General features: G+C 37.1%; 20 protein-coding genes. 14 read left to right on the forward strand and 6 right to left on the reverse strand.

All coding sequences use genetic code 11. The annotated features are described in order from the left end of the window. Positions 1-257: 257 nt before the first annotated feature. The 5 genes from IIF7_RS13330 (at position 258) to IIF7_RS13350 (ending at position 4,022) form a co-directional block, all read left to right on the forward strand. Entirely contained in the window at positions 258-1,121 is an 864-nt protein-coding gene (locus tag IIF7_RS13330) for a DUF5694 domain-containing protein (protein ID WP_084842197.1), read from the forward strand. Between the two features lie 23 nt (positions 1,122-1,144). Further along, entirely contained in the window at positions 1,145-2,161 is a 1,017-nt protein-coding gene (locus IIF7_RS13335) for a sensor histidine kinase (RefSeq protein ID WP_084842198.1), read from the forward strand. After that, positions 2,161-2,877 carry a LytR/AlgR family response regulator transcription factor gene (locus tag IIF7_RS13340; RefSeq protein ID WP_084842199.1) on the forward strand — a complete coding sequence of 239 codons (717 nt, stop codon included), beginning with the start codon at positions 2,161-2,163 and terminating at the stop codon, positions 2,875-2,877. The genes IIF7_RS13335 and IIF7_RS13340 overlap by 1 nt, the downstream gene beginning before the upstream one ends. 69 nt (positions 2,878-2,946) lie before the next feature. Next, positions 2,947-3,531, forward strand: a complete 585-nt coding sequence (locus IIF7_RS13345) for a PhnA domain-containing protein (RefSeq protein ID WP_084842200.1) — start codon at positions 2,947-2,949, stop codon at positions 3,529-3,531. A gap of 32 nt (positions 3,532-3,563) precedes the next feature. Further along, the gene (locus IIF7_RS13350) at positions 3,564-4,022 is read left to right on the forward strand and encodes a DUF3995 domain-containing protein (protein ID WP_084842201.1); all 459 of its coding nucleotides are present in this window, start codon (positions 3,564-3,566) and stop codon (positions 4,020-4,022) included. 84 nt (positions 4,023-4,106) lie between these two features. Here the strand turns inward: IIF7_RS13350 and IIF7_RS13355 are convergent, their stop codons facing one another. The 3 genes from IIF7_RS13355 to IIF7_RS13365 are packed head-to-tail and all read right to left on the reverse strand — an operon-like array spanning position 4,107 to position 8,119. Beyond that, the gene (locus tag IIF7_RS13355) at positions 4,107-5,705 is read right to left on the reverse strand and encodes an MFS transporter (protein ID WP_084842202.1); all 1,599 of its coding nucleotides are present in this window, start codon (positions 5,703-5,705) and stop codon (positions 4,107-4,109) included. 3 nt (positions 5,706-5,708) lie between these two features. Continuing rightward, positions 5,709-6,770 carry an HlyD family secretion protein gene (locus tag IIF7_RS13360; RefSeq protein WP_084842203.1) on the reverse strand — a complete coding sequence of 354 codons (1,062 nt, stop codon included), beginning with the start codon at positions 6,768-6,770 and terminating at the stop codon, positions 5,709-5,711. Further along, the gene (locus tag IIF7_RS13365) at positions 6,770-8,119 is read right to left on the reverse strand and encodes a TolC family protein (RefSeq protein WP_084842328.1); all 1,350 of its coding nucleotides are present in this window, start codon (positions 8,117-8,119) and stop codon (positions 6,770-6,772) included. The genes IIF7_RS13360 and IIF7_RS13365 overlap by 1 nt, the downstream gene beginning before the upstream one ends. 96 nt (positions 8,120-8,215) lie before the next feature. Between IIF7_RS13365 and IIF7_RS13370 the strand changes: the two genes are divergently transcribed. Then, a complete protein-coding gene (locus IIF7_RS13370; RefSeq protein WP_084842204.1) occupies positions 8,216-9,022 on the forward strand; it encodes a helix-turn-helix domain-containing protein in 807 nt (268 codons plus the stop codon). Between the two features lie 55 nt (positions 9,023-9,077). Here the strand turns inward: IIF7_RS13370 and amaB are convergent, their stop codons facing one another. Together amaB and IIF7_RS13380 are read right to left on the reverse strand one after the other, a co-directional pair. Beyond that, positions 9,078-10,631: an L-piperidine-6-carboxylate dehydrogenase gene (gene amaB, locus IIF7_RS13375; protein WP_084842205.1), complete on the reverse strand. Its 1,554-nt coding sequence runs from the start codon at positions 10,629-10,631 to the stop codon at positions 9,078-9,080. 33 nt (positions 10,632-10,664) lie between these two features. Further along, positions 10,665-11,207 carry a 3-hydroxyanthranilate 3,4-dioxygenase gene (locus IIF7_RS13380; RefSeq protein WP_084842206.1) on the reverse strand — a complete coding sequence of 181 codons (543 nt, stop codon included), beginning with the start codon at positions 11,205-11,207 and terminating at the stop codon, positions 10,665-10,667. A 314-nt stretch (positions 11,208-11,521) separates the two neighbouring features. Here IIF7_RS13380 and IIF7_RS13385 point away from each other — a divergent pair, with 314 nt between their 5' ends. From IIF7_RS13385 to trxA, 8 genes are all read left to right on the forward strand, one after another. Continuing rightward, positions 11,522-12,598 carry an isoaspartyl peptidase/L-asparaginase family protein gene (locus tag IIF7_RS13385; protein ID WP_084842207.1) on the forward strand — a complete coding sequence of 359 codons (1,077 nt, stop codon included), beginning with the start codon at positions 11,522-11,524 and terminating at the stop codon, positions 12,596-12,598. A 195-nt stretch (positions 12,599-12,793) separates the two neighbouring features. Then, positions 12,794-13,621: a phospholipase A gene (locus tag IIF7_RS13390; RefSeq protein ID WP_084842208.1), complete on the forward strand. Its 828-nt coding sequence runs from the start codon at positions 12,794-12,796 to the stop codon at positions 13,619-13,621. A gap of 75 nt (positions 13,622-13,696) precedes the next feature. Beyond that, positions 13,697-14,176 carry a GbsR/MarR family transcriptional regulator gene (locus tag IIF7_RS13395; protein ID WP_084842209.1) on the forward strand — a complete coding sequence of 160 codons (480 nt, stop codon included), beginning with the start codon at positions 13,697-13,699 and terminating at the stop codon, positions 14,174-14,176. Between the two features lie 27 nt (positions 14,177-14,203). Then, positions 14,204-15,337 (forward strand): efflux RND transporter periplasmic adaptor subunit, encoded by a 1,134-nt coding sequence (locus tag IIF7_RS13400; protein ID WP_084842210.1) that lies wholly within the window; start codon positions 14,204-14,206, stop codon positions 15,335-15,337. 18 nt (positions 15,338-15,355) lie between these two features. Next, the gene (locus tag IIF7_RS13405) at positions 15,356-18,496 is read left to right on the forward strand and encodes an efflux RND transporter permease subunit (RefSeq protein ID WP_084842211.1); all 3,141 of its coding nucleotides are present in this window, start codon (positions 15,356-15,358) and stop codon (positions 18,494-18,496) included. Positions 18,497-18,509: 13 nt separating this feature from the next. After that, positions 18,510-19,907, forward strand: a complete 1,398-nt coding sequence (locus IIF7_RS13410; RefSeq protein ID WP_084842212.1) for an efflux transporter outer membrane subunit — start codon at positions 18,510-18,512, stop codon at positions 19,905-19,907. 158 nt (positions 19,908-20,065) lie between these two features. Further along, positions 20,066-21,178 carry an adenylate/guanylate cyclase domain-containing protein gene (locus IIF7_RS13415; RefSeq protein ID WP_084842213.1) on the forward strand — a complete coding sequence of 371 codons (1,113 nt, stop codon included), beginning with the start codon at positions 20,066-20,068 and terminating at the stop codon, positions 21,176-21,178. Positions 21,179-21,367: 189 nt separating this feature from the next. Beyond that, positions 21,368-21,664 (forward strand): thioredoxin, encoded by a 297-nt coding sequence (gene trxA, locus IIF7_RS13420; protein ID WP_084842214.1) that lies wholly within the window; start codon positions 21,368-21,370, stop codon positions 21,662-21,664. On the opposite strand, the gene IIF7_RS13425 is transcribed toward trxA, so the two are convergent. Beyond that, positions 21,661-22,131, reverse strand: coding sequence for a YciI family protein (locus IIF7_RS13425; protein ID WP_084842329.1), 471 nt, complete (start codon positions 22,129-22,131; stop codon positions 21,661-21,663). The genes trxA and IIF7_RS13425 overlap by 4 nt on opposite strands. Positions 22,132-22,145 lie beyond the last annotated feature (14 nt).

Raw genomic sequence — 22,145 nt, forward strand, 5'->3', positions numbered from 1 at the left:
GAATTGGATCGACCAGATCGTGGGATTTAGCAAATTACCTTAGAGCAAACCTAAAAAGCATTTATTAGAAAATTAGTCCATCTTTCGGGGGCAATGTCTAGCATATATAATCTCAATTATCGAGAAAAGCAATCAGCTTTGAAAAATTGATTGTATAAATAGCCAATTTCATCCTATAAAAGTGGCTGTTCCCTTTTTCTCACAAATAAAAAGGAAGACGCTTTATAGTTTTGAGGCAAATCAAAGAACGAACAGTTATGAAAAGTATTCTTATTTCAATTTTAATCAGTTTTATTTCTAGTCAATTATTCGCGCAGAGCGATTTTAAAGATCCAGATGAATTTCTTCGGAAAGGCGAACAGGTTCCAAAAGTACTTTTGGTGGGGAGTTTTCATTTTAATTACCCGGGGCTTGATGCTCACAAAGCCGCAGAAGACAACAAAATCAATATTTACTCTGAAAAACGCCAAAAAGAACTTCAGGAATTATTGGACTACATCAGCAAATTTAAACCGACTAAAATCATGATTGAAGCTTATAATTCCTCAAAATTTATAAAAAACTGGAAAGCATACAAGTCTGGAAAAGCTGAACTTTACGCTAGTGAACGCAGCCAAATTGGGATGCGACTGGTAATTCGCTTTGGCTTAGATACCATTTATGGCGTGGATAGTGGGGATCTACTGTATAAAACTACACGAACAGAAGAATACTCTAATACAAATTCGTATCTGGATAGTATAGCAAACCGACATTATTTTGGAGGAGATGACGAGATGATGAAACGCTATAAAAATTTCTACGCCTATAAAGACACTTTAGCGTTTCAAAACAGCTTATTAGAAACATTTAAATACATGAATTCGGATAAGGTTTTAGATCGCGCTTTTGGGGCATATATTTCAGGCGGACAGTTTACTTCAGAAGAAATGGAAGGTCCCGATGCACTTTCGATGTTATGGATGAACCGTAATCTTAGAATTTTTAGAAAGATCCAAAGAATCGAACATACTCCAGATGACCGGATTCTGGTAATTTTTGGTGCAGCCCACATAGCAATTTTAAACTGGCTTTACGAGAGCACACCAGAATTTGACCTGGTAAAATTCAATGAACTTTAAGATTTATTAGTTACTTTACCAACATGACCAAAAAGCAGGAAATCACATATCATATTATTTTTTGGTTGCTCTTTTTTGCAATGGACGTTTTTGCAGAAATTGTGCTTCAGGGTTCTACAAAATTTAATTTGCGTGACCTGGAATTCACAATTTTGCAAGTAAGTTTGTTTTACCTGGTATATAGTTTTATCGCCCCCAAAACAATTCCGCAGAAAAAATGGGGATTGCTGTTCTTAGGGCTCATTTTTAGTTTGCTGTATTTCGCCGGAATACGCTATTTTTTAGAAGAAGTGATCTTATACACAATCACCGGCGAGCACAATTATTATCCTAATTCGCGCAAACCATTATTCTATATTTTCGATAATTCATATTATTCGATCAGGATATTTTTACTGAGTTTGATCTTTTATTTTGTGAAATATCAGTTCAGTATTAATCAAAAGATCAGCGAGCTGAGTTTAGGGAAAAAACAGGCCGAACTTCAGGTGTTAAAGTCGCAATTGAGTCCGCATTTTTTATTCAACACCCTAAACAGCTTTTATGCGGATGCTTTGGTGGTAGACGAAAAACTTAGCGATGATATTTTAAAATTGTCTGAAATGCTGCGCTATATTACCTACGAAAACGAAGGTGAAGATGTGTTGCTGAAAGACGAAATTCATTTTATAAATAATTACATTAATCTATTTCAGCGCCGATTTTCGAATCAGCTTTTTATAAAAACCAGTTTTCCAGATCAGGTGGGGAGCGAGAAAATCCCGGCTTTGCTTTTAATACACTTTGTAGAAAATGCTTTTAAACACGGCATTTTAAATCAGCCGGAAAAACCTGTAAATATCCTATTGAAAATCGATAAAAATCAGCTTTATTTTAAGGTTGAAAACTATTTTAAACTGCAGGAAAATTATGATGAATCTGGTATTGGTTATAAGAATATCGAGCAGCGACTCGCTTTGCTTTTCGGCAAAAACTATAGTTTAGAACATTTCAGCAAAGACGATCGTTATTTTGTAAACCTTCAATTTCCTCTAAAATAATGGCAGAAACTATAAAATGTATCATTATCGACGACGAGCCGCCGGCAATTAAAGTGCTGGAAACTTTTGCTGGCAAAATGAAAGGGATAGAACTCATTGCTTCAGCCACCGATGCTTTAGAAGGTTTAGATCTCATAAAAAAACACGAACCTCAGCTGCTTTTCTTGGATATTCAAATGCCCGATCTTACGGGGATTCAACTTTCAAAAATGATAGGCGAAACTACCAATATCGTCTTTACAACGGCTTACGCGCAGTTTGCTGTAGAAGGATTTCAGGTAAATGCGATAGATTATTTGCTAAAACCTATCGCGTTTCCAAGATTTATCGAAGCTGTTGAAAAAGTAAAAAAGAAAATTTCTACGGAAATACAACCCGATATTGTTGATTCTGAGGACTATTTTTTTGTGAAGACCGATGGGAAAAATCGCTTTCAAAAAGTGAAACTAGATGATATTCTTTATGCTGAAAGTATCAAAAACTACGTGGTAATTCATACTAAAAAAGAGCAATTAGTAACTTACAATACGCTGAAAAAGATTCAGCAGAGTTTGCCTGAAGAAAACTTCATTAAAATTCACAAATCGTATATCGTAGCCTTAAATAAGATCGAAAAAACCGACAATTTTGAGGTTTGGATAAACGGAAAAGATCTTCCGCTTGGCGACACCTATAGAACCGAATTCTTCAAAAAAATCAATGCCAAAAAGCTCTAATTTTAACAAAATGTATTATTCCCGCTTATAAGCTAGAATAAAATGTATTTTTGCAGAAATTTTTAGACAATGAGCGTACTTGAAAAACGATTAACAGACCGTAGTGGCAACAAATGTGAATTATGTGGTTACGAACACGACTTACAAATCTATCAGGTACCGCCAACTTCTGAAGGTACTTTAGACGATTCGATCTATGCTTGTAAGAATTGTGTAGACCAAATCGAAGATCCGGAAAAAGTAGATCCTAATCACTGGCGTTGCTTAAACGAAAGTATGTGGAGCGAACATTTACCGGTACAAATCGTGGCCTGGCGAATGCTGAATCGCTTACGCAGCGAAGGCTGGCCGCAGGATTTATTAGATATGATGTATTTGGATGAAGAATCTTTAGCCTGGGCAAAATCTACGGAAGAAACCGAAGATGAAGCTGAAAAAATTATCCATAAAGACAGTAATGGAAACATCCTGGCAGATGGCGACTCGGTTGTACTTATCAAAGATCTGGATGTAAAAGGCGCAAATTTTACGGCAAAACGTGGTACAGCTGTTCATCGTATTTCATTGGTTTGGGATAACGCTGAACAAATTGAAGGTCGTGTTGAAGGACAGCATATCGTGATCCTTACCCAATACGTAAAGAAAACCAAGTAGTTTTTTCTGAAATTTGCATCAACTGAAAGAAAATGAAAAGCAAACTTGCCAGAATATTGACAGTTATATTTTTCACTCTTTCAATCATTCATTTTTATTGGGCACTTGGCGGAAAATGGGGTTTCGAAAGCGCAATACCGAGTAACGAACAAGGAATCAAAATTCTCCAACCAAGTACAATTGATTGTATTGCAATTGGATCATTATTACTACTCTTTGGCTTTCTTTACTACTTTTCAAAGACATCACTAAAAAACAAATTATTAGATTCTACTCGAAAACTTTTGCTTTGGATAATACCTATCATTTTTTTGATAAGATCAATAGGTGATTTTAGATTTTTTGGCTTTTTCAAGCAAGTTAAAGGAACTGAATTCGCAAATTTGGATAACGTATTTTATTCCCCTTTATGCCTAATCATTGCAGTCATTGGAATATCATATTTGGTCATAAAAACAACCAAAAAAAATAATTCCGGTTTCGATCATTAAGCTTGGGGAGACCTAACGATCGAAAACCGGAATTTTGAAAATTATTCGGCTAAAAGTTAAATTCGGTTTTAAAGCTCAACGAACTTAAACGGGAATCAGCTTTGCTCCTATCTTTCTTATATGGTAATGAAAATGCGGAATTAATGCGATCGCCAGCATCACAAAACCTATAAAAACACTCATATAAATAAAGTAATCTCTAACAAACATCAAGTTGGTTTGCTTGGCGACTTCACGACTCAACAACGCATTTGATGCATTAGGCGATTCAACCAAATTTCCTTCTTGCTGTAAAGCTTGAGAATATTCAGCGATATGTTGCATTGCAATAGGATTATCGGCTGTTAGATGTTCAGCAAAAGATTGTTGATGCACTTTTTGTTGATGCAAACTCATAAACGAAACTAGCGCCATACTTGCAGTAAACGTAAAAAACCGAAACGCTACACCGGTTACCGATGCTGAAAATCCTATGTTTGGCGGTACGGCGGTTACATAAAACATTACAATCGATAAAATTAAACTTCCGTTACCAAAACCCTGTAAAAATAAAGGCAGCAAAAGATCACTCATTTCAGCCTGGTTAGCAAGCACGTTTAAACTCAGCAAATGATATCCCAACAAGGCAGCAAACCCGGTGATCCAAATTAGCCTGATATTCATTTTAGCCAGAATAAATCTAGCGGATAAAGCAGCGCCAACAATAATCCCCACGGCATTGATCAGCATCACATAACCTTGATTATACATATCTAAATTCACACTATTTCCGAAGAAACCATAGAGCGCACTGGTATCGCCTTTTGCAAAATAAAAAGCGATAAGCAATAACATTCCGATCCTAAAATTTCTGGTTTTAAAAACACCAAGATCGATATAAGGCTCTTTCAGTTTTAATTGTCTTATCACAAAAAGCATCGTAAAAAATACAAATGCGATCATACAAAATGTGATTCTTATACTTTTAAACCAGTGATAATATTGACCGTACAATAAAATATAAGCGATCAAGATTAGCGGGGTTGCCAACAATACAAAACTCTTCCAGTCTACATTTTTAAACGGAATCTTCCCTTCTGGACGTAGATCGATCTTTGGTTTCAGCAGAAATAAAAACAATAATAATCCCGGAATCAAAGCATAGATCTTTACCAGGAAAATCGTATTGAAATCGTATTCAGTAAACACATAAGCATCTAAGATCTGCGCTAATGGCGCCGTTGCAAATAACGAAGAATATAAGGTTGCGTATCCCAAAACCCGACTACGTTGCGCGTGAAATTGCCTAAAGATCATACTAAAACTTATCCCAATAAAACTTAGCGATAACACACCGCCAAGAAATCGCAAGATCAATAAGACCGCAAAACTACTTGTAGAATATAAAATGAGATTAATCGCTACGTAAATTAATGCGCATCCTACCAAATACGGCCTCGATGAAAACCGATTAAAAAAATGTTTTTCTATCGGGAAAGCACAAACGATCGCCAAGTAAAAGATCACTACAGACAGGCGAACATCGATCGCATCGATCCCGTAATAACTTGCAGCGCTATTGATCCCGGCCATGTAAATCCCCAATACCGAAGCAATCGGAATTAAAAATAAAAAAATGCCTACTAAAATTAACCAATCTGGCACCCAGCTTTTAAAAACATCACTATTTTTTGCACTCGGCATAACTTAAGATTTTGGTACAAAAACCTCAGCATTCATCCCTGCACGAAGTTTTTGCAATTTTGAAGCATCATCTGTAAACAGAATTCTAACCGGGAAACGCTGCGTAATTTTTACAAAATTTCCGGTGGCGTTATTGGTTGGTAACAAAGAAAATTCAGATCCTGTTGCCGGCGAAAGTGATTCTATTTTTCCGTGGAAAGTTTGATCGGGATAAGCATCTACCGTAATGGTGGCTTCCTGGCCTTCCTGCATTTTCGCGATCTGCGTTTCTTCAAAATTAGCAACGATCCATTTTCCCTGGTTTTGATCTACAATAAAACCAATAGTTTGTCCTTTTTGAACATACTGGCCTTCCTGCAAATTCTTTTTCCCCATATAACCGTCTGATGGTGCTACGATCACCGAATATTTCATATCCAGTTTTACACGCTCTAAAGTCGATTTTCGCTGCTGAATATTGGCTTTCGCTACCGCGATCTGTGCGTTTACATCTCGGGTTCTGCCTTGCGAAGCATCGTAGGTGTTTTTAATTGCTTCAACATTCGATTTTGCAACTTCTAACCTGGTTTTTACATTTTCAAATTGTTGTTGGGTAACCGCTTCACCTTCTAACAATTTTTTATAGCGATTAAATTCTTGCCGCTGTTGCCATAATTCGGCTTCTGCAGCACTAATTTTTGCCTGGCTCACACTGGCGTTACTGCTCGCAGTTCCTACATTGCTTTCTAAAACTTTTAGTTGAGCTTCTGCGGAAGCTAAAGCAGCTTCGGCTTCTTGCAAATTCACATTCGCTTCATCTTTATCTAAAACGATTAGCGTATCGCCTTTCGCTACTTTTTGATGATCGCTATACCTAATTTCCTGAACGTATCCGTTAGATCTGCTCAAAATTGGGTTAATATATTCTTTAACCTGCGCATCGTTGGTTTCTTCGTATCTCCAAAAGTTGATCATCGCAAACACGCCCCAAATGATAAGCGCCAATAACACAATTAGCGCAACGATATAAGTTGTTTTTACCGCTGCCCTATCTATATTTTCGTATTTCTTAATTTTATCGCTCATTATAATTCGCCTGTTATTTTAAGTAGTTGGTAGTAGTGTAATCTTGCTGAAATTCTATTGTTTACCAGCTCGAATTTCGCCTGCAATAATTGCGTATCTGCTTCTAAAAGATCGGTAAGTAAGGAAAGCTGATTGAAATAAGTTTGGTTCACGATTCGGTAACTTTCCTGCGCCTGGTCGATATTCATTTTCGCAATTTCAATTTTCTCGAGGTCTTCCTGTAAATGTTTATAGGAAGCTTTTACACCTTTTCGAAGCTGATCTTCGGTATTTTGCTGCTCTAATTTTTGACGCTCTACCGCGATTTTTGCAGCTTCTTCTTTATGTTTATCGTGATATAAAGCTGAAAGATCGTAGGTTAACTGTATCCCGGCAATTCCCAAAAGATATGGAGCTGTTTCGTAAGGATACAACTGAATTTGAGGGTAGGAATAAGTGTAATCTCCAAACAAACCTATTCTTGGCAATTTATCGGCTTTTAATTCTTCTTCCTGAAGTTCGCGCATTTCGATCTGCTTTTCAGCAATTCTTGATCTTGGCGAAACTTCCAGCGCATCATTTACATAATCGCGATAAGTTTGTTCGGCTTTTAGCATATTCACCTGTATACTATCTACAGGTTTTATGGGCTGTTCATCTTCAAAACCTACCAGAATATTTAGCGATTGCGTGGCCAACTCTACATTATTTTTCATCTCCAACAAATTGGTTTGTTGTCTTGAAAGCTGAAGTTTTGCACGCAAAAGGTCACTTTTTAAAACCACGCCATTTTCATACAATTTCGTGATCTGGTCTAAGCGCTTTTCATTTCGTTCGATATTCTGAAGAATTAACTGCTTAAATTCCATTGAACGCTGCATATCTAAATAAGCTTCAGCGACACGATAATGAATAGCAGACGCGGTTTCTTCTTCCAGATACGTTAATAATTCCTGTCTTGTTTCAGCTTCAGAAATCTGGAGATTGGTTTTGTTTCCGTTATAAATATTGAAATACGCCTGTACTCCGGCGTTATACGTCGTGTGATCTTCTAAATGAATGTATTCGGCATCATTTCTAATTCCATCAACAAAAATTGGAATATTAGAAAGCTGCCCGTAACTTCCTTCTACTTCTACGTGCGGTAAACGTTGACGCTTAGCGTCGATTACGTTCTCCTTACCTATTTCTGTATCAAAACCTCTTAACCGAATCTCTTTGCTGTAGGTGTTAGCGCGATTCCAGGCTTCTTCAAGACTTAGCGGAATGCTATCCTGAGTGACCTGCGCCATTGCCAACTGACTAAAATTCAACAAAAAGAGACTTAAAGCAAGCTTTATAATTCTGTCGTTCACTTCTTTAAATTTCATTTTGCAAATTTCTGCCATATCTTCAAGTCTTATTTTCAAAACTTAGACAAATATTTTATAATTTCAGCCAATGTTAATTTCTGAAGTAATCTTTCAATGCATCCATTTTTAGAGAAAGTAAAACGTGATTCTGATAGCTTTTTTGTACATCACACTAAAATTGAAGAGCAATTGCCAATGCACAGCCACAATAAACACCAAATGAGCTATGTAGAAGGTGGCGTTGCTTTTTTAAATACGCGGAATAAATCATACTTTTTCCCGGCAAGGCATTTTATCTGGATCCCGGCAGGAAGAGAACATAACGTGATTTCACGGACTTCTGTAAAATTTGTTCGGAATATTTTCTTCCCAAAATGGGTGATCCCGAAAGACCATAAATTACAGGAACGTGGCGGTATTTTTCCCGTCACCGATCTGTTGATGGAAATGATCTATTATACTGAAAAATGGCGCGGAGATGTTACTAAAAAAGACAAAACTCAATTAGAATTTTTATTAGCGCTAAAGAATATCGTGTTAGATGCTGCTGAAAATCCTTTGCCTATCGTTTTGCCTACGACCGAAAATGAAACTTTGCGACCTATCTTAAAATACATTCATCAACATATCGATCAGCCTTTATATTTAGATAAAATCGCTGAAGAATTTGGGCAGAGTTCACGTACACTTTCGCGTTTGTTTCAGGGGAATATGGAAACTTCGTTTTTGCAATACGTAAAACTTTCGCGTACTATTAAAAGTATGGAAATGCTTTTGCAAACAGATCTTTCAATCACTGAAATTGCTTACAGTTGCGGCTACAACAGCCTTTCAGCATTTAGCTATGCTTTCCAACAAATCGTACATCGATCTCCAAAAGAGTTTAGAAAGCAAACAGAACTAAAAAATAAAACCTCGTAATTTTAGAAAAACTACGAGGTTGATATTGTATAATTTCAGCACTAATTTTTATGCGTTATAAATCGAATTTGATTCCTTGTGCTAAAGGTAATTCTGTGGTGTAATTAATTGTATTGGTTTGTCTACGCATATAGACTTTCCAGGCATCAGAGCCAGATTCACGACCACCACCGGTTTCTTTTTCACCACCAAAAGCGCCACCAATTTCAGCTCCGGAAGTTCCAATATTTACATTGGCAATTCCACAATCTGAGCCTTCAACCGATAAGAAACGTTCGGCTTCTCGTAAATTATTCGTCATAATTGCTGAAGAAAGTCCCTGGCGAACGCCGTTTTGTAATTCTAGCGCGTTGCTCACATCACCTTTATACTTCATAATATAAAGCACGGGTGCAAAAGTTTCGTGTTGAACGATCTCAAAATGATTTTCAGCTTCAGCAATTGCAGGCTTTACATAGCAACCACTTTCGTAACCTTCACCTTCTAAAACGCCACCTTCTACTAAAACTTTTCCGCCTTCTTCAACAACTTTTTCTAAAGCAGCCTGGTAATTTTTCACCGCATCTTTATCGATAAGCGGCCCAACGTGATTATTTTCATCTAACGGATTCCCGATCTTAATTTGCTGGTAAGCATCTACGATCGCATTTTTTACCTTCTCATAAACATCTTCGTGCACAATTAATCTTCGCGTAGACGTGCAACGCTGTCCGCAAGTTCCTACCGCTCCAAAAACCGCTCCGATCACCGTATTTTTAATATTCGCATCTGGAGTGACGATAATGGCGTTATTTCCGCCTAATTCTAAAAGTGATTTTCCTAAACGACCGGCTACTTCTTTCGCTACTGTTTTTCCCATTCTGGTAGATCCTGTTGCAGATATTAGCGGAATTCGCTCATCTTTGGTCATCAACTCGCCTACTTTATAATCGCCGGTGATCAAACAGGAAATACCTTCTGGCACTCCGTTTTCAGAAAACACGCGAGCAGCGATATTCTGGCAAGCTACTGAGGTAAGCGGAGTTTTCTCTGAACCTTTCCAGATACAAGCATCACCACAAACCCAGGCTAAAGCGGTATTCCACGACCAAACCGCTACCGGAAAGTTAAACGCTGAAATGATCCCAACCACGCCAAGCGGATGGTATTGCTCGTACATTCTGTGTCCGGGACGTTCAGAATGCATCGTTAAACCGTGTAATTGTCTTGATAATCCTACCGCAAAATCACAGATATCGATCATCTCCTGAACTTCGCCTAAACCTTCCTGATACGATTTTCCCATTTCGTAAGAAACCAGTTTTCCCAGTGGTTCTTTTAGTCGGCGTAATTCGTCATTAAATTTTCTAACAATTTCGCCTCGTTGCGGAGCCGGCATTGTACGCCATTTCTTAAAGCCATTTTCTGCCGTTGTGATCACTTTCTCGTAATCTTCAGGCGTGGTGGCTTTTACTTTTCCTATCAAAGCTCCATCAACTGGAGAATAAGATTCGATAATTTCTCCGTTAGAAAAGAAATCTTTCCCGGTCGAAGTTCCGTTGTTTATATCTTGAAGCCCTAATTCTTCTAAAGCTTTATCAATTCCAAAATCTTTTGCGATTTGACTCATTTCGTGTTTTGTGTAGTTTGTTTGTTCCTTTGCTTAATCTTCATCTGCCACAAAACGAGGATCGGTTGGCATTACCTCACCACAATTATCGCAGGTTCTTAAGTCTTCACTAGCATAAAAGTCTTTAAAGTGTTTTAAAAAGTCCTTTTCGATATCTTCTAGTGGAAAATAAACTTCGTGCAATTTATGGTTACAATTATCGCAAAACCATAACAAACCATCTTCACCCGGCAAATCCACTCGTTTACGCTCTATCACCAATCCCAGAGAATTTTCGTGACGAACTGGCGAATGTGGTACTTTAGCCGGATTCAAATACATATCCCCAGGCCCCAATTTCATGGTTTTTTTCACACCTTCATCCTGAACATGAACTTCGATATTCCCTTCCAGCTGGTAAAATAATTCTTCGGTTTCATTATAATGATAATCCTTTCTGGCATTTGGCCCGGCAACGATCATCACGATATAATCCTCTGCATCTCTGTATAAATTTCGGTTTCCAACCGGTGGTTTTAACGTATCGCGGTTCTCTTCGATCCACTTGGTAAGATTAAAAGGTTTAGCTACAGCCATAATATAATTTTTGAACCTAAAATTAAACAATATGAACAAAAGAAACCCAAGAATCGATAAATATCTGGCGCTTTACTATGGCTAAGATTGGGCGATTTCAGGATGATTTTTAGAAACGCTATAAGTATATATTGTATTATACTAATTAGGGCGTTTGGCCAAAATCACTGCGTTTTTTTGGCCACCGTGCTATCCGTTGCAAGTCCGCAGCGCCAAAAAAGGCGCTTTACGGGCTTTTCACTGCTATCACTAACGCAGTTTTAAAGATTTCAATTAATTTATATAACTTCAGGCCATCTAAACTCTAATATTCGATGAAAAAACTACTTCTTCTTTTTAGCATTTTCACCTTTATTTCTTGCGGAGAAACTTCAGAAAAAGAAAGTGCTACTTCTTCAACTTCCGAAGAAAACACAACCGAAAATACAAATGACAGTATTCCTAATTTTGGAATTGTAATTCATGGCGGTGCCGGTACGATCCTTAAAAAAAACATGACCGATTCTCTTGAAAAAGCATACAAAGTAAAACTTGAAGAGGCCATAAGAACAGGTCACGAAATTTTAGCAAATGGTGGGACAGCGATCGAAGCAGTACAACGAACTATAAATGTGATGGAAGATTCGCCATTGTTCAATTCAGCCAAAGGGGCGGTTTTTGCGAATGACGAAACCAACCAGCTGGATGCTTCGATCATGGATGGAGAAACTTTAAATGCCGGTGCAGTCGCTGGAGTTTCGAATGTGAAAAATCCTATCAACCTGGCTTATGAAGTAATGGAAAACTCTGAACATGTATTGCTTGCCGGGAAAGGAGCTGAGGAATTTGCCGCGCAACGCGGACTAGAAATCGTTGATCCCAGCTACTTTTATACTGAAAATCGATTTAAAAGTTTACAACGTGTAAAAGAGCGCGAAGCCGAAAAAGCAGGAAATAAAACAGCTGCCAATTACGATAGTTTTATAAAAGACTCGAAGTTTGGAACTGTAGGTTGTGCTGCTTTGGATAAAAATGGAAATCTTGCAGCGGGAACTTCTACCGGCGGGATGACCAATAAAAAATGGAATAGAATTGGCGATTCTCCCATCATAGGCGCCGGAACATATGCTAACAATGCAACCTGTGCGGTATCGTCTACCGGTTGGGGAGAATTTTTTATACGTGGCGTGGTAGCTTACGATATTTCAGCATTAATGGAATATAAAGGACTAAGTTTACAGGAAGCGGCTGCGGAAGTTATTCAGAAAAAAGTACCAGAAATGGGCGGCGATGGCGGAATCGTAGCCATAGATCACGATGGTAATGTAGCCATGGAATTTAATACCGCCGGGATGTACCGAGCGACGATGAATAAAAAAGGTGAATTAAAAATTGGTATTTACGGTGAATAATTTCAGTTTAAAAGATATAGATTTAAAAGCCCTGTTTTTTTGACAGGGCTTTTTTATTTGTTAAAGCAAAGCTCTAAATAATATGAACTTCTAAATTTGCAAAACCGCTCTAAAAGTTTTTAGTCTGAAAATTTCAAAAATCGGTTTTCTGTCCAATTGCTTTAAGACCTGTATTTATAGATAAATCCCTGTTTTATGAAACTTTTCTATTCAGCAATAATTTGCCTTTTTCTGCTTCCTTCTGTTTATGCGCAACGACTTACAAAAGAAGAACTACAGGATAGTGTAAAGACGATTCCATCTTTCACCATTCATAAAGACAATTATTTTATTACCGGCGTTCCTACTCATACCGGAATTAGCAAAAAGACTGCAGATGCTAAATACCAGGTAAGTTTTAAGCAATTGCTTTTCAGAAAAAAAGTGCCGCAGGATTCGTATTTATTTTTGAAATATACCCAAAAGGCTTTCTGGAATATCTACGAATTTTCCAGCCCTTTTGAAGAAATAAATTTTAATCCTGGGATTGCGTATTCTAAATATTTCTACGACAAATCTAATAAAGTGAACTCTTTGGCTACTCTGGCTTTAGAGCACGAATCGAATGGTCGCGACAGTATTTATTCGCGTAGCTGGAATTTTGTTTCTTTAGAATATCACAAATCAATTTCAAAAAAACTTGTAGCCGGAGTGAAAGCCTGGTTGCCTTTTTACTACAAAGAGAGTAATCCAGATCTAATGGATTACTCTGGATACGGCCAACTGAATTTTGATTATGAATTTATTCCTAACAAGCTTTATGCTCAGCTTATGCTTCAAAAAGGTTTGTCTTGGGATTGGAAAGGTGCTGCCAGGCCACGATTATTGTACAATCCATTTAACAGCGTAAACCAGTTTATCATTTTAGAATGGTTTACCGGTTATGATGAAAACTTAATTGAATACAATCAATATCGAAGCATGATAAGGATTGGCTTTTTATTAAGAAGCAACGAACTTGATTTTTTGCGATCTAAAAATTAATTAACATTTTTTTAAGTTTGTTTAGTTCGGTATTTCCCGAACCAATCATACCTTTGCGCTTTTAAATTTTGAATTATGAGTTGTTGTTCAGAAGAAAAAAGCAAGTTAATTGAAGAAATAGGTGTTCGCTTTGAGCAGGTGCATCAACTTGCGCCATTAGCGGCAAGGATCTATGCTATAATGATTCTTTCTCCAAAAGACGGTCACACTTTCGATGAGATATTAAGTATTACAAGTGCAAGTAAAAGTTCTGTCTCAACTCATCTTAATCATCTTTTACAACTTAAAAAAGTAGAATATTTCACTAAACCTGGTGATCGTAAAAGATATTTTAGAGCCAGCACTTATTATTTGAAAAACACTCTGGAAGAATATCATGTAAATATATCAGACGAAATAAAACTAATAGATAAGATCATAAACTTCAATAAAACGAATAATACTCAGAAATTTCAGAATACAGGGCAAATTGCACTGCTATTCAGAGAGTATTTAGAGTCTCAAAAAGTGAATATTGAGAACGTAATTAACAAAATGTCTAAAATAGAAATCTAATAATCCTTTACCCCTAATTATTTAATAATGAGAACAATTAAAACTTATATTGGTCTTGCCGCGGGAGTTCTTATGCTCATTTCATGCGGAGATGATAAATCGAACCAACAACAGGCACAGCAAGCTCAACAACAAGCACAGCCATTTCCTGTAATAAAAATCACTACTAAAACCGTAACGGGATATAACTCGTTTCCAACCAGAATCGAAGGTATTGTAAATAGTGATGTAAGAGCAAAAGTACAGGGATACATTCAGGAAGTACTTGTAGATGAAGGTGAGAAAGTGAGAAAAGGCCAGGCTCTTTTCAAGCTAGAAACCCAATCCCTAACTCAAGATGCCAATGCTGCAAAAGCAAGCGTTAATGCTGCACAGGTTGAAGTAGATCGTTTAGCTCCACTAGTAGAGAAAGATATTATTAGTGAAGTGCAGTTAGAAACTGCTAAAGCCCAGTTAGAACAAGCCAAAAGTCAATACGAAAGTATCACGGCTAATATTGGTTATGCTACGGTAAAAAGCCCGGTAGATGGTTATGTTGGCTCTATTCGTTTAAGACAGGGAACACTTGTTGGCCCTAACGATACCACCCCGCTTACTACAGTTTCTGATATCGAACAGGTTTACGCTTATTTCTCGATGAACGAATCTGATTATTTAAACTTTATTCAATCTACTGAAGGAGATACAAGACAGGAAAAAGTAAATAACTTCCCTGAAGTTTCTTTGGTTTTAACTAACGGAGAGACCTATGAAGAAAAAGGAAAGATACAAACGGTTACTGGCCAGGTTAATCAAAACACTGGTACTGTAAGCTTCAGAGCTATTTTTGATAATCCAAACCAACTTATCTCTAACGGTAACAGTGGTACTATAAAAATCCCGGTAACTTACGAAGATGCAACGGTAGTACCACAAAACTCTACTTTCGAGCAACAAGGAAAGGTTTTAGCATATAAAGTAGGCGAAGGCAATAAAGTGGAATCTACAGGAGTAGAAACAAAAGCTGCTATTGGCAACCTTTACGTAGTTAAATCTGGACTAAAAGAAGGTGATCAAATTGTAGCAAAAGGTGCTGGTAAATTAAGACCAGGAGCTCAAATCCAACCTCAGGAAGTTCCTTTTGACAGTATCGCTAAACCAGTAGATCAATTATTTCAATAATCCTTAGATAATAAGAAAATGCTTAAAACTTTTATAGAAAGGCCCGTCCTCTCTACAGTGATATCTATTATCATTGTTATTTTAGGGGTTCTTGGGCTTAGCAATTTACCCGTAGAGCAATACCCAGATATTGCTCCACCAACAGTGCAGGTTACCGCAAACTTTACAGGAGCCAGTGCAGAAACTATTCTGGAAAGTGTTATTATCCCTATTGAAGAGCAAATTAATGGGGTAGAGGGAATGACTTATATTACTTCTACAGCAACAAATAACGGTACTGCAGAGATCACTGTTTATTTTGACCAGAACACCGACCCTGATATCGATGCGGTAAACGTACAAAACAGGGTTGCATTAGCAAACCCGCTGCTACCACAAGAGGTAACACAGGCTGGGGTTGTAACTCAAAAGAGACAAACTAGTTCTTTAATGTTCCTGTCTTTTTATTCTACAAACCCAGATTACGACGCTACCTTTATTAATAACTACCTTAATATTAACGTAGTTCCTGAATTTAAAAGGGTAAGTGGTGTTGGTGATGTTAACGTATTCTCTCGCCAGGATTACGCCATGAGAATTTGGTTAAATCCTGATAAGCTTGCTAACTACAACCTGGTTCCTGCAGATGTTACTGCTGCTCTTAACGAACAGAGTTTAGAAGCAGCAGCTGGTACACTTGGACAGAACAATGGGGAGACCTTTTCTTACACCATTAAATATCCAGGGCGTTACAAAGAAGAAGGCCAATACGAGGATATTATTATAAAAGCTCTTGGAAATGGAGAGTTTTTAAGACTTAAAGATGTTGCTGAAATTCAGTTGGATGCACAGAACTATCAGGTGAATTCCAGAACATTAGGACATCCTAGTGTAAGTATGGCAATTTACCAAACTAAAGGTTCTAATGCTCAGGAAATTATTGAAAACATAAAATCCAGAATGGAAGAACTTAAACAGGATTTCCCAGAGGGAATGGATGTTTTTATTCCGTTTGATACAAATGAATTTTTAAATGCTTCTATCGATAAAGTAGTACATACCTTATTCGAAGCTTTTATTCTGGTATTTGTGGTGGTATTTATTTTCCTTCAGGATTTTAGATCTACACTTATTCCTGCTATAGCTGTACCGGTTTCTATTGTAGGTACATTTTTCTTCCTTAACCTTTTTGGATATTCGATAAACCTGCTAACACTTTTCGCACTTGTACTGGCTATTGGTATTGTTGTAGATGATGCGATTGTGGTAGTCGAGGCTGTACACGCCAAAATTGATGAAGGTGCCAAAGATGCTCAAAAAGCAACTATAGATGCGATGCACGAAATTTCTGGTGCGATTGTATCTATTACCTTAGTAATGGCAGCGGTATTTATTCCGGTAACATTTATTACGGGACCAACCGGGGTTTTCTATGAGCAGTTTGGTATCACCTTAATTGTTTCGATCTTTATCTCTGCAGTAAACGCTTTAACGCTAAGTCCCGCACTTTGTGCTCTTTTCTTAAAGCCGCATGATGAGCATGAAGATCATAAAAAGAAAAATTTCTTACAGCGTTTCTATGCTGCGTTTAACCGTGGATTTAATGCTACAATCAATCGTTACGGAAAATCATTACACTTCCTTTATAAACATAAGTGGATCACGGCTGTGATCTTAATCCTTTCAGCGGTTGGAATATGGTGGACAGCCTCCACAACTCCAACAGGTTTCGTACCTAATGAGGATAGAGGTATTGTATTTGCCAATGTTGAATTACCTGCTGGTTCTTCTTTAGATAAAACGAATCAGATCACTGGCGAACTTTATAACAAAGTAAAAGACCTACCAGGAATTGAAGGACTTAACATGGTAGATGGTTTTAGTTTATTGAATGGACAAGGTAGTAACTATGCTCTTGGATTTATTAAACTAGAAGATTGGAGTAAAAGAGGGGAAGATTCTCTATCTGCAGATGCAATAACTGGTAAGTTATTTGGTATTGCTGCTACTATTCCAGATGCGAATATTATTTTCTTTGCTCCACCAAGTATTCCAGGATTTAGTGCTTCTTCTGGTGTAGAAGTTAACCTTCTGGATCGATCTGGAGGTAATTTTAAAGATCTTGACCAGGCGAATCAGGAATTTATGCAGAACATTATGTCTCATCCAGAGGTACAATATGCGCAATCTGCATTTAATACCAATTACCCGCAATATCAAATGGATATCAATATTCCATTAGCGAAACAAACCGGAGTTACGATTAGTGACATCTTTGCAACCATTCAGGGATATGTTGGTGGTATTTATGCTGCCGATTTCTCTAGATTTGGTAAACAATATCGTGTATACATTCAGGCATATCCGGAAGAGCGTGCAGATAAAGACGATCTAAACAAAATGTTTATTCGTACCAATACTGGTGATATGTCTCCGCTTAGTGAGTATGTAAGTTTAGAAAGAGTTTACGGGCCACAATCTGTAACAAGATTCAACCTGTTTAATTCGACTAAGCTAAACGTTGCGATGAACCCAGGATTTAGTTCTGGAGACGGTATATCTATTGTTGAACAGGAGGCTTCTAAACTAGCGAACAACTATGATATTGCTTATTCAGGATTAACACGTGAAGAAGTTAGTGCAGGTAGCCAGACGGTAATGATCTTTATCTTATGTGTGGTATTTGTTTACTTCCTGCTTTCAGCACAGTACGAAAGTTACCTGTTACCATTCTCTGTACTTTTATCCTTACCTCTAGGTATTTTTGGAGCTTATTTTAGTACTAAGATAATGGGGCTTCAAAATAACATCTACTTCCAGATCGCCTTGATCATGCTAGTTGGATTATTAGCAAAGAATGCGATCCTTATTGTAGAATTTGCGATACAACGACGTAAAAATGGTGAATCCATTGTAGATGCCGCTATCGATGGTGCAAAAGCCCGTTTACGTCCTATCCTAATGACCTCGTTTGCCTTTATCCTAGGACTTATGCCACTTGTACTGGCAAACGGAGTTGGTGCAGCAGGTAACCGTTCTATTGGTACCGGAGCTGTTGGTGGATTATTAATAGGAACAGTATTAGGGGTATTTGTGATCCCAATACTATTTATTCTATTCCAATGGCTTCAGGAGAAAGTTGGAAAAAAACCAGAAGCCGTAAAAAACACAGAATCTTAGAAAGCCATTACAAATGAAAAGAAAGATAAATTTTAAGACCCTGGTAATACCCGTACTTATTCTTAGCCTACAATCTTGTTTTGTGGCTAAAGAATACGAACGACCAGAGGTGGTAAAAGAAGAAAATTATAGAACAGATCGTCTGCCACAGGATAGTATCACTATGGCCGATGTTTCCTGGAAGGATATGTTTACAGATCCTTTATTGCAGGGATATATAGAAGAAGGACTGGAAAATAATATTGATATTAGAGTAGCCATGCAGCAAATTCTTGCTGCAGAGGCTTATCTAAAGCAAGGAAAAGCCGGTTACTTTCCATCACTTACAGGAAATGCTTCCTTAACACACCAGGAACTATCTTCTAATAGCCAGTTTGGTGGTTTGTTTTCTTCTTTAGATCAATATGAAGTTTCAGGGAGCTTATCCTGGGAAGCTGATATCTGGGGAAGGATTAGAAGTAACAAACGTGCTTTTGAAGCCAGCTACCTGCAAAGTGTTGCTGCACACCAGGCCGTTAAAACTACTTTAATTGCAAACATAGCTTCAAGTTATTACCAATTGGTGGCTTTAGACGAACAAAAAGCGGTAACCGAAAAAACAATCGAAAACCGTAAAAAAAGTCTGGAAACCAATAAAGCTTTAAAAGAAGCTGGAAATATCACTGAAGTTGGTGTTAAGCAAACAGAAGCACAATTATACACTGCGCAAGCTTTACTTATAGATATTAATAATCAAATACGATTATTAGAAAATACGATTTCTATTCTTTTGGCTAAAGAACCAGGCTCGATAGAGCGTACTTCTTTAGAAGGACAAAATATTGATACCGAATTAAAAACAGGGGTGCCGGCACAATTGCTTAGAAATCGCCCAGATGTTATGCAGGCAGAATATGGATTAGTAAATGCTTTTGAGCTAACAAATGCAGCCAGAGCAAACTTCTATCCACAAATCACCCTTACTGCAAATGGTGGATTACAAGCCTTGAGCGCAGGAGATCTTTTTGATACAAACTCTTTATTTGCTACGATCGTTGGCGGACTTACACAACCTATCTTTCAGAGAAGAGAAATAAGAACACAATACGAAGTAGCCGAAGCTCAACAAGAACAGGCAAGATTACAGTTTAGACAAGCCTATTTAAATGCTACTAAAGAAGTTTCTGATGCGCTTTACAATTATGAAGCCTCTACAGATAGAATTGAGGTAAAAGAAAAAGAATATAACTCGTATAGCACTGCTACAGATTATTCTGAAGAATTATTGAATTACGGTTTAGCAAACTATCTGGAAGTATTAACGGCCAGAGAGAATGCTTTAAACTCTAGATTAGATTTAATAAACGCCAAATATTCCCAATTAAATTCCATGGTAAATTTATACCAGGCACTTGGGGGAGGATGGCAATAGTTTGAATATTGTTATTTGTTAATTGTTGGAAACAGCCCCGAAATTCACATCGGGGCTGTTTTATAGTATAATTTATCGTAGAAATAAAACTGAATGCGTTTAAAAGTTATACTTTTGCTTATCCAGTTTTTTTTCATCGATCATCACAAAAACAGCTTATGGGAAAGTATTACGCTCTAAATTTCTATAGCTTTTCAAATCAATATCCATTTTTAAGCAAAATAATCAAACAAGTTATCTTCTGGATTTTTGCTTATGGATTATTGTTTTTAATTATTCACCTAACCGCACTCTCTGTACTACAAGCAATGGGAAGATCTACAGATCTTTCTATAAGTGGTGTACTAACACTGTTTTTAAGCCTGGGAGCATTTCTTGGTTTATGTTTAGGAATTACAGATCATTTTCTAAAAAACCATCTCTTTAGAAATAGATCTTTAGGTTTTAATATTCTGGTTGGTGGTATTCTTTACTTTGGGGTATTAACCATTATTATTTCATTACTGCGATTTATAGTGGTTGAATTTGCCAGCGAAACCTTTTTAAATCAGTACACCGAAAATATTGTAAGAATGAACTGGAGATTCTACAATGTGATCATCTTAAGCTACACGCTATTTATGACGCTGGTGCTAAGTTTTATTAGCCAGATGACCAATAAGTTTGGGCCAGGATTAATTCTTCCTTTTCTACTAGGTAAATTCCGTTATCCAGCTGAAGAAAATAGATTGTTCATGTTTCTGGATTTAAAAGATTCTACACAATTAGCCGAAAAACTGGGCCACCTAAAATACAGTGCTTTTATCCAGGAAAGTTTTATGGACATCAATCAAATTGTAAAAAAATACAATGCTCAGATTTATCAATATGTTGGTGACGAAATTGTAGTAAGCTGGCCATTACGTTGCTACGACACTTCTCTTGCTGTCGAGTTTTTCTTTGCCGTACACAAACGCTTTCAGTATAAAAAACAACACTATTTAAAAATCTACAATCACATTCCTGTTTTTAAAGCCGGCGCACATCAAGGTTTAGTAACCGCTGTAGAAGTTGGTGATATAAAACGTGAAATTGCTTATCATGGCGATACTTTAAATGTAGCATCAAGAATAGAAGGGCTTTGTAAAACCTATGATAAATTAATCCTGATCTCTGGAAAGGTTAATGAGAATCCTAAAATAGCCGAAAACTTTATTGTAAAGCCTTTGGGACCACAAAAACTGGAAGGTAGAGAAATGAGCGTGGATGTTTTTTGTATTGCTGAAAAATAAGCCCAATACTTAACAATATTGTATTTTAATTTCCTTCTGAATTTCCTAATTTTACGTAATCCTGAAGTTGTAAATTGATAAAAATTAAGACTGATTTTAACGAATTTCAGCTTAAAACACCAACAATTAAAATACTTCAGCACGAAACTATTTGGCATTTAATCCCGATTATCGAGTAAAATTTATAACATGAGCACTTTTGGAGATATCATCGCAGACGAAAAACCGGTTTTAATTGATTTTTATGCCGATTGGTGTGGGCCGTGCAAAACCTTAGCGCCAATTTTAAAAGAAGTAAAGACCGAGCTTGGTGAAAACATCAAAATCGTTAAAATAGATGTTGATAAAAACCAGCAACTAGCTGCAAAATATCAGGTAAGAGGCGTTCCTACAATGATGTTGTTTAAAAATGGAGCTCAACTTTGGCGGCAATCTGGTGTTTTACAAAAACAGGATATAATCAATATTATTAAATCTAAGGCTTAATTTAATTTATTGCCTTTTGCCGTCCACCAGGGATGAACTTCTATAATTAATCTTCCCGCCTTCACCATAGGATCTAAATTCGCTAAACTATCGGCTTCTTTTAGTGTTCTGGTATTGTAAACTGCAATTCCTTTTACATCACTGCTGTCTTCAAACGGCCCAATTAAACTGGCATAACCTTCTACAGCCATTCTTTCTAAATGTGCCATGTGCTGTTGCTGCAATTTTGCTAAACTAAGCGAATCCTGATCTCGATTTGGCCCGGCTTTCAAGAAAACCATATAATATTGTTGCATTAAATAAGTGGTGTCGCCTTCTTTATAAGTAAAGGTTTTAAAACCATCTTCCTGCAACTGCTTCGACATTTCTTCAGCAGAAATATTTTTTTCGTTTGTTGTCTCTTTTATTTCTTTTACTGAAGTTGATTTATCTTCCTTACATGAAATAAAAATAAGGCTCAAAATCATCAAAAATCGAATAC

The sequence above is a fragment of the Zunongwangia atlantica 22II14-10F7 genome, assembly GCF_002094855.1.
GTDB lineage: Bacteria > Bacteroidota > Bacteroidia > Flavobacteriales > Flavobacteriaceae > Zunongwangia > Zunongwangia atlantica.

Bases quoted from the DNA above. Each gene is read 5' to 3' on its own strand.
- IIF7_RS13415 (WP_084842213.1), top strand. From the start codon at position 20,066: ATGGGAAAGTATTACGCTCTAAATTTCTATAGCTTTTCAAATCAATAT.
- IIF7_RS13380 (WP_084842206.1), bottom strand. From the start codon at position 11,207: ATGGCTGTAGCTAAACCTTTTAATCTTACCAAGTGGATCGAAGAGAAC.
- IIF7_RS13330 (WP_084842197.1), top strand. From the start codon at position 258: ATGAAAAGTATTCTTATTTCAATTTTAATCAGTTTTATTTCTAGTCAA.
- trxA (WP_084842214.1), top strand. From the start codon at position 21,368: ATGAGCACTTTTGGAGATATCATCGCAGACGAAAAACCGGTTTTAATT.
- IIF7_RS13335 (WP_084842198.1), top strand. From the start codon at position 1,145: ATGACCAAAAAGCAGGAAATCACATATCATATTATTTTTTGGTTGCTC.
- IIF7_RS13390 (WP_084842208.1), top strand. From the start codon at position 12,794: ATGAAACTTTTCTATTCAGCAATAATTTGCCTTTTTCTGCTTCCTTCT.
- IIF7_RS13355 (WP_084842202.1), bottom strand. From the start codon at position 5,705: ATGCCGAGTGCAAAAAATAGTGATGTTTTTAAAAGCTGGGTGCCAGAT.
- IIF7_RS13350 (WP_084842201.1), top strand. From the start codon at position 3,564: ATGAAAAGCAAACTTGCCAGAATATTGACAGTTATATTTTTCACTCTT.
- IIF7_RS13400 (WP_084842210.1), top strand. From the start codon at position 14,204: ATGAGAACAATTAAAACTTATATTGGTCTTGCCGCGGGAGTTCTTATG.
- IIF7_RS13395 (WP_084842209.1), top strand. From the start codon at position 13,697: ATGAGTTGTTGTTCAGAAGAAAAAAGCAAGTTAATTGAAGAAATAGGT.
- IIF7_RS13340 (WP_084842199.1), top strand. From the start codon at position 2,161: ATGGCAGAAACTATAAAATGTATCATTATCGACGACGAGCCGCCGGCA.
- IIF7_RS13410 (WP_084842212.1), top strand. From the start codon at position 18,510: ATGAAAAGAAAGATAAATTTTAAGACCCTGGTAATACCCGTACTTATT.
- amaB (WP_084842205.1), bottom strand. From the start codon at position 10,631: ATGAGTCAAATCGCAAAAGATTTTGGAATTGATAAAGCTTTAGAAGAA.
- IIF7_RS13345 (WP_084842200.1), top strand. From the start codon at position 2,947: ATGAGCGTACTTGAAAAACGATTAACAGACCGTAGTGGCAACAAATGT.
- IIF7_RS13405 (WP_084842211.1), top strand. From the start codon at position 15,356: ATGCTTAAAACTTTTATAGAAAGGCCCGTCCTCTCTACAGTGATATCT.
- IIF7_RS13360 (WP_084842203.1), bottom strand. From the start codon at position 6,770: ATGAGCGATAAAATTAAGAAATACGAAAATATAGATAGGGCAGCGGTA.
- IIF7_RS13385 (WP_084842207.1), top strand. From the start codon at position 11,522: ATGAAAAAACTACTTCTTCTTTTTAGCATTTTCACCTTTATTTCTTGC.
- IIF7_RS13370 (WP_084842204.1), top strand. From the start codon at position 8,216: ATGCATCCATTTTTAGAGAAAGTAAAACGTGATTCTGATAGCTTTTTT.
- IIF7_RS13425 (WP_084842329.1), bottom strand. From the start codon at position 22,131: ATGATTTTGAGCCTTATTTTTATTTCATGTAAGGAAGATAAATCAACT.
- IIF7_RS13365 (WP_084842328.1), bottom strand. From the start codon at position 8,119: ATGAAATTTAAAGAAGTGAACGACAGAATTATAAAGCTTGCTTTAAGT.